Origin of the sequence: Bacteroides cellulosilyticus DSM 14838 (assembly GCF_000158035.1) — a bacterium.
In the GTDB taxonomy this organism is placed as follows: Bacteria; Bacteroidota; Bacteroidia; order Bacteroidales; family Bacteroidaceae; genus Bacteroides; species Bacteroides cellulosilyticus.
On record NZ_EQ973489.1, the window covers coordinates 617,096 to 627,148 of the forward strand.

At 43.5% G+C, this 10,053-nt stretch carries 10 protein-coding genes; 2 read left to right on the top strand and 8 right to left on the bottom strand.

Annotated elements, in window-relative coordinates; all coding sequences use genetic code 11:
* Window positions 1-628: family 20 glycosylhydrolase (locus BACCELL_RS27260; RefSeq protein ID WP_007210519.1), on the top strand; the 628-nt coding region annotated here is incomplete at its 5' end.
* Window positions 629-644: 16 nt separating this feature from the next.
* On the opposite strand, the gene BACCELL_RS05080 is transcribed toward BACCELL_RS27260, so the two are convergent.
* The 5 genes from BACCELL_RS05080 to BACCELL_RS05100 form a co-directional block, all read right to left on the bottom strand.
* Window positions 645-1,877 carry an ABC transporter permease gene (locus tag BACCELL_RS05080; RefSeq protein ID WP_007210520.1) on the bottom strand — a complete coding sequence of 411 codons (1,233 nt, stop codon included), beginning with the start codon at window positions 1,875-1,877 and terminating at the stop codon, window positions 645-647.
* Window positions 1,877-3,055, bottom strand: a complete 1,179-nt coding sequence (locus BACCELL_RS05085) for an ABC transporter permease (protein WP_007210521.1) — start codon at window positions 3,053-3,055, stop codon at window positions 1,877-1,879. The genes BACCELL_RS05080 and BACCELL_RS05085 overlap by 1 nt, the downstream gene beginning before the upstream one ends.
* Before the next feature lie 32 nt (window positions 3,056-3,087).
* A complete protein-coding gene (locus BACCELL_RS05090) occupies window positions 3,088-4,074 on the bottom strand; it encodes an HlyD family secretion protein (protein WP_007210522.1) in 987 nt (328 codons plus the stop codon).
* Window positions 4,075-4,128: 54 nt separating this feature from the next.
* Complete coding sequence (locus BACCELL_RS05095; RefSeq protein ID WP_007210523.1) at window positions 4,129-5,616, bottom strand: TolC family protein; 1,488 nt, start codon at window positions 5,614-5,616, stop codon at window positions 4,129-4,131.
* A 117-nt stretch (window positions 5,617-5,733) separates the two neighbouring features.
* Window positions 5,734-6,612, bottom strand: a complete 879-nt coding sequence (locus BACCELL_RS05100; RefSeq protein ID WP_007210524.1) for a coiled-coil domain-containing protein — start codon at window positions 6,610-6,612, stop codon at window positions 5,734-5,736.
* Between the two features lie 205 nt (window positions 6,613-6,817).
* On the opposite strand from BACCELL_RS05100, the gene mdh reads away from it, so the two are divergent.
* Window positions 6,818-7,759 (top strand): malate dehydrogenase, encoded by a 942-nt coding sequence (gene mdh / locus BACCELL_RS05105; RefSeq protein ID WP_007210525.1) that lies wholly within the window; start codon window positions 6,818-6,820, stop codon window positions 7,757-7,759.
* Between the two features lie 384 nt (window positions 7,760-8,143).
* Here the strand turns inward: mdh and BACCELL_RS05115 are convergent, their stop codons facing one another.
* The 3 genes from BACCELL_RS05115 to BACCELL_RS05125 form a co-directional block, all read right to left on the bottom strand.
* Complete coding sequence (locus BACCELL_RS05115; protein WP_007210527.1) at window positions 8,144-8,947, bottom strand: DUF4373 domain-containing protein; 804 nt, start codon at window positions 8,945-8,947, stop codon at window positions 8,144-8,146.
* Between the two features lie 33 nt (window positions 8,948-8,980).
* Window positions 8,981-9,334, bottom strand: a complete 354-nt coding sequence (locus BACCELL_RS05120; protein WP_007210528.1) for an SH3 beta-barrel fold-containing protein — start codon at window positions 9,332-9,334, stop codon at window positions 8,981-8,983.
* A gap of 168 nt (window positions 9,335-9,502) precedes the next feature.
* Window positions 9,503-9,763 (bottom strand): hypothetical protein, encoded by a 261-nt coding sequence (locus tag BACCELL_RS05125; protein ID WP_007210529.1) that lies wholly within the window; start codon window positions 9,761-9,763, stop codon window positions 9,503-9,505.
* Between the last annotated feature and the right edge of the window lie 290 nt (window positions 9,764-10,053).

Genomic DNA, 10,053 nt, shown 5'->3' on the forward strand with positions numbered 1-10,053 from the left:
CATCAAAGATAAACAATTAATGAACGAAACCGGATTGGAGCAATATTTTGTACGCCGTGTGGCAGATATTATTGCTGCCAAAGGTAAAACGATGATCGGGTGGGATGAGATTGTGGATGCCGGTGTATCGCCGGATAAAGCAGTAGTGATGTGGTGGCGTCATGATCGTAGGTATCAGTTATTGAAAGCTCTCGAAAGTGGATATCGTGTTATTATGACTCCGCGTCGTCCGATGTATGGCGACTTTGTGCAGTATTCCACACACAATGTTGGGCGTTACTGGGATGGATATAATCCGATAGAAGATGTCTTCTCATTCCCTCGCTCGATAGAACATCTGTTTAAGGGGTACGAAAGCCAGATTATGGGTATGCAGTATTCACTTTGGACAGAACGTGTGGCTGATGTCAAACGATTGGATTTTATGGTCTTTCCACGTCTTATTGCACTTGCCGAGGCTGCCTGGACACCTGCCGGACGGAAAGATTATAGTCGTTTTATGCGACGTTTACCTTTCTTCCTGCATTGGCTGGATACCAAAGATATTTATTATTTTGACCCGTTTGCCCCTGAAAGGAGGCCGGAGCCTACTGCTCCGGAGAAAGAAGATGTCCTGCAGAATGGATAATAATCTCCTGAAATTATTATTTATTCTTGTACTCTTTATATTTCTCAATCACATGCTTCCTGCTCTGGATAATCTGCCAACGATATACCCAGCAGGTAGTCAGGAAGTAGATGCCTGCCTGTATCCATAATGCACGGTATTCAAAGGCTACTTCGCCCAGTGTAGCTCCCATGCTATTAATGCGTACGTAGCCATTGATGCCGAAAGTGGACGGGAAGATATAAGAGAAGTATCTCCAGAAATCCGGCATGGCGGCTCCCGGCCAGGAAACACCTGAAAGGAACAATAAAGGTACGGATGTGAAGACGAATATTAACATGCAGGTTTCACGGTTGCGTATGGCAATAGAAGCTGTCATGGCAAAGAAAATACATGCTGCCAGATAAGGCAACATAAAGAGGGTCAGTACACCCGGTTGAGCTATCTGGATGAGACTGAACAGGCGTGGCACTACACAGAGCACATATACGGATACAAGTGCATACACCATGAAATAACTTAAGCCTTTACCCAGTACGATACGTAATGTGCCGTTGTAGTGGCGGTTGATAGGAACCAAATCTTTGAAACGATTCTGTTCGCGGGCTGTTCCGGCAGAAAGTCCGATACCCAGCAGTAAGGTTTGCTGAATAATCAGTATCAATACCGCAGGTATCAGGAAAGCCGCAAAACCGTTTGCGGGGTTGAATAAGGTAACATCTTCATATTTTATCGGATAGGCGGTAATCTCATCCTGGCGGTTGGTGGTATTGCCGGCACGTTGCATTTTGATATCTGCATTCATATCCAGTGACACGCTGGTATTGGTGTTCAGCAGAGATTTATAATAAAGCAATCCGCTCATATCGCAATACAGACTGACCTGTGTTTGCTTTCCCCGTGCAATATCTTCACTGAATTCAGCAGGTATATAGATGATGCCATAAGCCAGACGATCTTTCAGCATCAGTTTGGCTTCTTCCATGTCGGCGCAATAAGATACAATCTTCACTTCCGGACTAGAGTCCACTTTGCGCAGGTATTCGCGGCTTAACGAACTGCGTGAGTTATCCACTACCACAGCAGGTACTTCCCGTATGGTTTCATTGGTATAAATGAAAGCATAAATCAGTGGATACACCAACGGGACAAGCACAAAGAAGATGAGCACACCCTGATCGCGAAAGGTCGTGCGGAATTCCCGTATCCAGATATAGAATAGGTCGTGGATACCTTGTACTACTTTCTGTTTGAACGTCAGATGTTTCATTAGGGCACGTATTTATAATAAATCAACGCTTCTTTGAGCCGGTGTACGACAAAGAAAGGAAGCATCATAAAAATAAGTAACGCCACATAGTTTATCCATGAATAAATCATCGGATAACCGTTCAGGGCCTGATCTACATAGATCAGGAAATAGTGACGCAGCGGGAACAGATTGGCTAATCCTTGCAGAACCGGATGCATGGCCATAGCTGGGAATGATAGTCCGCACATAGAGAATGAAAGCACCCCCCATAAGGATGCAAAACTCAGTCCCAGACGCAGGGTAGGCAATGTACCTATCATCAGTACACCCATCCCTTGCGAAGCCAGTACAAGGCAGAGGGTGGCAAGAAGCATCGGCATGATGCCACTGTTGCAGGGGAAGTGCAGGAAGCCATATAAATATACGTTATATAATATTCCCATCAGGAAGAAAATAGCCGTATGCGGCAATAGCTTTCCGGCAAGGGAGATGTAGATGGAATTATTTCCCATGCGCAGCCATTCGCGTGCGGTACGGTCTTTTATTTCCACACCGATGGAGTAAACCGTTATCATAAATATAAGCAGCATCAATACACCCGGTGCAAATGTGTTACACAGATATACGGAGTAATTCAGCCACGGATTGTTCAGCGGATGTGTATCGATGACGATGGGTTGCAGGAATGCCATAGCTTGGTCTTCCGTAGCACCTTTAGCATACAAACTGGTGCGTGCAGCGGCTCCCGATGCCAACTCGCTCATCATCTTCATATCTTTGTAGAGCAGAGAACCGGCAATAAGCAGCGTATTGTTGGTATAGAACGATACGGTAGGCTGTCGTTGAGATTGCGCCTTGGCAGTGGTACCTTTCGGAATGTAGTAGAATCCGTAGATTTCTCCTTTCTGCATGGCGGCACGTGCTTCGTTGATAGTAGGATAATGGGCTACGATGGCAGTCTGCTCAAATGCATCCAGGTTTCGCATCAATTGGCGCGAAGTGGATGTCATATCCTGATCCACCACCCCTACAGGCATATTGACCGGTAACCCCGAATCCATCAGTGTTGTGAAGAACACGTAGCAGAACAACGGCGCTATCACCATGCAGAACAGGTACAGCGGACGGGAAACGAGCCGTCGGCCTTCCCGTTTCATGACGTTCCACAAAGCTATATATTTCTTATCTCGTGCCATTCCTTTACTTATCACTAATCACTAACCCTTAATCACTTCTTCAGTATCACCGACATTCCGGGACGCAAGCCTTCCACTTTCTCCTGTGGTAAAGCTTTTACCTCAAAAGTCTTCAGGTCGAATTGCCCGGTTGTTTTCGTAGCCTTCCAGGCTGCATAAGTACCAAGATCCTTCATGTAGTTCACTTTCAGGCGGATATTTTTATCCAATGCCGGAACGAAAGCTTCGAATTCAGTTCCCATTGTCAGGCCTTGCAGCAAATCTTCCCGGACATTGAATGTTACCCACATATCATCCAGTATGGCTATGTTCATGATCGGTGCACCGGTTCCTACCAATTCACCTACTTTGGGGAAGATTTCCGAAACTTCTCCGGCTGTTTGGGCTATAAGATAAGTTTCTTTGATATAAGATTCTACTTCTGCAACAGCTCCTTTGGCACGGTCTACCAAGGCGGCGGCAGCGGCTTTATCTTCTCGTTCCGCACCGTTCTTTGCCATGTCGTATTGAGCTTTGGCGGCTTTTTCTGTTGCGATGGCAGCGTCTCGCTGTGCAGTCACCTCATCCAGCTTTTGGGCTGACATCACGCCCTGATCAGCAAGATTCTTCACACGTTTGTAAGATTTCTCGGCTATTTCAAGTCCTGCTTTAGCTTTTTGCCACATCTCAAAGGCAGCCTGTACCTGTTCGTGACGGGCGCCTTTCAGTGCTTTCTCATTCTGTGCCTGAGCAGCGGCTTCCGCCGCACGAGCCTGTTCCAGTTTAGCTAATACGTCCGGAGCTTCCAGTATGGCGAGTGTATCTCCGGCCTGCACACTTTGTCCCTCTTTCACACGGAATTCCAGAATACGTCCCGGTACTTTACTCGATACCCGGTATTCTGTGACCTCTGCCTGACCCTGTACGATTTCCGGTCCTTTACGCAACATGAAGAAACCTACTACGGCTACAATGGCAATGACGCCTGTCAGCGTTAAAAACGCTAATAGCATGTTACTGTTTTGTGATTTGGTATCCATTTAGGTAATTATGAATTATGAATTATGAATTATGAATTCTCACCCTTTTAATTTTTAATTATTAATTTTTAATTCTCCCAACGCCTTCTTCAGATAGATGTCAGTCAATTTCACATCAATTTGTGCATCTATCTTTTCGGACTGGGCTGAAAGCCAGGCTGTGTGTGCTTCGAGTACGTTGCTGGCAGCTATCACGCCTTCTTCAAATCCGAGTGTGGCATATCGAAGGTTTTCATCTGCTTTTTCCAGATTCTTTTCTGCCATAATCAGCTTTTTAGCGGCTTCATTAACCTTGAAGACGGACTGGTTGACTTGAAGTTCTATCTTTTCTTTAGCATCGTCCAATTGGTATTGGGCGATACGGGCTTCCGCTTTGGCTGCCTTCACCTTGTACATGCCTTCACCCCAATGCCAGATAGGAACTTGTAATACCACGCCCACATTCCACATACCTTTGAACTTCTTTTCAAAACCATTGAAAACGGAGGGGTTGGTCATCATATAACTTCCCATCAGAGCCAGTGACGGCAGATATTCGGAGCGAGTGACGTTTACCTTCTGCTTGTAGATTTCTGTGGCAAGTTCCAGACTGCGTACTTCCGGCCGTGTAGCATAAACCGTATTCAGATCAATTCCATTTGCTGCTACCGGATCAGGAGAGAGATCGTCTTCCCGTTCATCTTTCAGCGTGATAGGAGAGGACAAGTCCAAACCGCATAACTGGCATAATAACATTCTGGACAGGCTCAAGCCATCTTCGACTTTAGTCAGTGTCATTTCCGCTTCGTTCACTCTTACCTTTACAGATAGACCGTCCGCTTTGGTGGCAACACCTTCGGCGATCATCTTGTCCACATCGCTTTCCAATTTTTGCAGTAACTTGAGGTAACCTTCGGCTAACTTCTTTTTACTGGCTAGTGATACTACCTGCCAGTAAGCCTGGTCGGTACTAAGTATTACATCTTGCAGACCACTGTCATGTTGCTGACGTGCCAATTCTTCTGCATATTTGGTGATTTTGTTGTAAGCACGGATTTTGCCGCCCATATATAAAGGTTGTGTCAGCGTCAGGGCGCCGGCATACATGTTGCGGGTATCTGTACGAAATGCGTCAACGAGGGAATTTCCGAGGCCGTTGAGCGGAGAGGCAACGTCCACACTTCCTAACGCCTGGATCAACGCCATGAATTGCGGATTCTGTGTCAACTCAGGGTGCTGTGTCAGTATACCTTGTATACCATTTTGCATGGCACCGCTTACCTGAGTTCCCATTGAACCTAATGCACCTTTCTGTGCATCGCTCAATAGTGAAATCTCTTTTTGGGTACGCATATATCCACCGGTGGCGGAAATATCGGGAAGGTAGTTGGTAAACGCCGCTTTTCTCTGATAATGTGCAGAGTTAATTTTCTCCTGGCTTATCAGTAGTTCTTTGTTATTGGCAATGGCCAATGCACGGCAACTATCGAGGCTCAAAACCTCTTGTGCACCGACAGAGAAGGTCAGACATACCAACCAAATGAAACAGAAGAACTTTCTCATCGTGTCTATACATTATTAAGGTGATTAAAACGTTGTTTTGTGATGCAACAATAATTGCATAAACAACGATGCAAATGTATAGGCTTTCAGTGAGACCTCAAAATAATTTAATCTTTTTTAGTCCAATGTAAAGGATTGCGAGCCGATAAGTGTTCCGTCTGCGAAAAGATCTACCCGATAGGTACCTGCATATAGATACTCTTCTACGTTCCAGTACACGGTTATATTTTGCTCTTCACCGTTGTATTCAATGTACTTTTTGATGGAATACCCCAACTCGCGGTTTTCATACGGGAATGTATTGGAAGGGTTTTTAGTCAGCACGTCATTATCTGGTTTGGTGATGCGGACATAGATAGTACGTTCGCCTGTTTCAGCTGTGATGTTTTTGACGATAGTAAATCCTATCTTGAATTTCACCACGTCTTTTACTTTCTTGGCTACTTTATCCCGTTTGTTCACGGCTTGAATGTTGATGTTGGTCGCATCCAGTTGGGCAGCAAGAGTTACTTTTTTATTCAGATTCTTTTTCTCTTCCGCCAGATTGCTGATTTGGCGGGAAGCATCGTTGTACTTCTGCGTGACCTGTGCGATCACCTCTTTCTGATGGGCGGTAAGCCTATTCAGTGAATCTATTTGGTTGATATAACCTATCATAACTTTACGCAAGGTGGCAAGTTCATTCTTCAGACGGCGTATTTCAGCGGCGTTACTGCTTTTTACGGTACGCAGTTCTTCTAACAGACGTTGGGTTTTCAGTTGCTCCTGTTCTAATAGTACGGACAGGGAATCGTTGGAGACTGTTAATTTCAGTTCGTCATACTGTTGTGCAAAGCGTGTATATTCGTTTTCCAGGTCTTCCTTTTCCAGTTGAAATTCCTGTACCAGTTCTTTGTTGGTCTGCTTTTCGGTGAGTAATAATACAGTGACGCCCACCAAGGCTAATACTAATACAGTACCTGCAATAATCACCAGCTTATTTTTGTTATTTGCCATATTGTTTCATTAATATAATAGGTGTGTAAAATAGGGTTAGGTCTATTCCGCCGCAAAAATAAGCATTAATCGTCAATCGCTAATCACCAACCCTTAACTTAATAATCATTTAACTAAAATTATTACGGAAAAATTTCCTTAATTACGAATGTCGTTGTACTTTTGTCGCAACTTTATTACACATATAAACAAAAAATTGAAGATTATGTCAAAAGTAACCGTAGTAGGTGCAGGTAACGTAGGTGCTACATGCGCTAATGTGTTGGCCTTTAATGAAGTGGCTGACGAAGTGGTAATGCTGGATGTTAAGGAAGGCGTTTCAGAAGGTAAGGCAATGGATATGATGCAGACAGCTCAATTGTTGGGTTTTGATACCACTATTGTAGGCTGCACCAACGATTATGAGAAGACTGCAAATTCTGACGTTATTGTTATCACATCAGGTATTCCCCGTAAGCCGGGCATGACTCGTGAAGAGTTGATCGGTGTGAATGCCGGTATCGTGAAAACAGTTGCTGAAAATGCATTGAAATATTCTCCCAACGCTATCCTTGTAGTTATTTCTAATCCGATGGATACAATGACTTATCTGGCATTGAAATCTTTGGGTCTGCCTAAGAACCGTGTTATCGGTATGGGTGGTGCTTTGGACAGCTCTCGTTTTAAATATTTCCTGTCTCAAGCTTTGGGTTGCAATGCAAACGAAGTAGAAGGTATGGTAATCGGCGGTCATGGTGATACTACTATGATTCCGTTGGCTCGTTTGGCTACATACAAAGGACAACCGGTTAGCACACTGTTGAGCGAAGAAAAACTGAACGAAGTTGTAGCTTCTACTATGGTAGGTGGTGCTACTCTGACTAAGTTGCTGGGTACTTCTGCATGGTATGCACCGGGTGCAGCAGGGGCTTATGTAGTTGAGTCTATCATTCACAACCAGAAGAAGATGATTCCTTGCTCTGTATTGCTGGAAGGCGAATATGGCGAATCTGATCTTTGTATCGGTGTTCCCGTTATCTTGGGCAAGAATGGTATCGAAAAGATCGTTGAACTGGAACTGACTGCTGATGAAAAAGAAAAATTCGCTGCCAGCGCTAAGGCTGTTCACGGAACTAACGCTGCATTGAAAGAAGTAGGTGCTCTCTAATCAAGAAAGCGTTTTTATATTAATATTCGCGGTTGACTCCTTTTGTGGGTCAGCCGCTATTTTTTTGTCCATTCAGAATGGAAAGGAGTATCCATTTAGAATGGAATACCTATATTTGCACTTGAACTTTTTTAATCTGCCTGAGGGATTATTGCTGTCATTTAATCAGCATGACAAGTTTATTATTGGGGATAAAACGGTGCGTGTACTACCTGTATATGATTATTTCAAAAATATACATTGATGTATATTTTGTAAGCCTTGACGGGTACTTTAGGATGGCTACACCCTTTCGTCCGTATGGTGTAGCCCTTTGTCATAAAGGGTGTAGCCATAGGAGGCAAAGGGTGTAGCCTTGGCAAATGCTGATATTAGCCTTGATTATCAGCCGTTTCCGGTTTTCTCTTTTCTTAGTGCGGCGATGACGTATTTTCCTTTTGCCAGTACAGTACTCCATCGTGTACTACTGATTATTTTAAACACATACCCTCCTAGTCTTCCATAGTCGGATAGCCGTAGAATGGCATTGATTTCATTTCGGTCTACGATATGAAGTTGTTGCAGCTCCAACATCAAACCTTCCAGATTGTGTGTCTTCTTGTTGTAGGCATATCCCGGGATGTCGAAAGAAGAGCCCTCCGTTCCTTCTCCTCCGTTCTCCCCTTGGGGAGTTAGAGGGGGAGTGTTTTCCTTTTCTTTACTTTGCTTTTCTTTACTTTGTTCGGAATTGCATGCATTTTCGGGTGGAAACAATACATCCTGTATCTCATTTTCTTCTTTCCCGTTTTTAGGAACTTTGGTTTCCATAAGGAAGTAAGGGAGGGGAGTTAAGTCCCGTTTTCTGCGTTTGGTAGCTTCCAGCCATACTTTCTGTATGTGTACGGATGTCAATACCTGGTGTTCCTCATACATTTTCCGGTCAAATATGTCTTTCGCTATCAGAAGTTCTACGATTTCCTGCATTTCCTCATCCGATAATTCGTTTCCTAATTTGTGGGCAAAGAGCATGCATTGCTCTTTGTTCCACACCAGGTAATACCCCTCTTCTTTATAAATTTTTCCGAGTAGCTTTATGAATGCCGCTACACCTTTCAGCCCGAACCGGGCTTCTATCAATTCTGTTGCTACTCCTTCGAGTAGACTTATAGCTATAGGGAAATACAGTACCCCTGTACAATTCATTGCCATTTCTTTAGTGATTAAACGATAAGTGATTAATGATTAGCAGACGGGGCTCCAGTCCAATAAATTCTCCAACTGGAAACTTCTCCAAGCCTGTGACTCTACATCCCAGTAAACTATAGTACTTTCTATGCGCTCCATTTCATAGAATCGGTGAAAGAAACTTTCATAGGGCATGAGGGTTGCTTTCACCATTTTGAAGATTGTGCCTTGTTTGTGAAAGGCAATAAGGGCATAGCCATACTGCATGTGGTCAATGAGGTCGATCAATCTTTGTGCCATGTATTCTGCACATTCCTCAGAATACCCCTTTTCGAACATGAACCGTTTTTTCCATTTTTCTGCCATTCTTTCACGGACTGGAACCGGATTTTTGAACTCGTGTCTTTTCATCTTACGATATATTTAATTAATAATAATGTTGGTTACGTTTTCAAGCTCATGCCATAGCATAAAAAAAGATGTCGCTTCGCATAAGAGGAAGCGGCATCTCATTGAGGTCTGACTTGGTCTTGTTAACGTGAGGGCAAAGGTAGGTCTTGCTGTTTTGACAGTATCTTTTTAATTTCTGTCTTTTCTGTAGGGTGATTTCTCCTTATGCTTTTCATTGTGTCGTACTCTTTTATCCTTTTGCCACATTTTTTCTGCCATTTTGGTTAAAGTACTCTTTGACATAGGGATTCCGTCATTATTTAGGAAGAGTTTGGTTTCTGCTATGCGCTCTATAAGCGGGGCCAATTCGAGTTTTTCGGGTGGAATCTTTTCATTGTTTCCAACGTAGAAATTACCCTCGATGTATTCATCCAAAAGATTTCCCAGCATGCTTTCCTGGTTATTGTTAATTCCTTTAACTTTTTTACCCTTAGGACGGCCTCTGTGTGGTTTATTTTCCGCTTGTTCAGAGGATTGTCTGTTTTGTTCACTTGGTTTTACTAACCCTGTTTCTTCGCTTTTAGCAGCGTTTTTTTTGAATTACTCATTTTGAAAAATTATTTAATTAAAAACAGTTAATTTGTAAATAGGGGCGCAAAGATAAAAGGATTGTTGATGTGCAGAATAGAGGAGAGACAATAAAATGAAATAAATACTTTTCGAACAGATGTAATATGCAG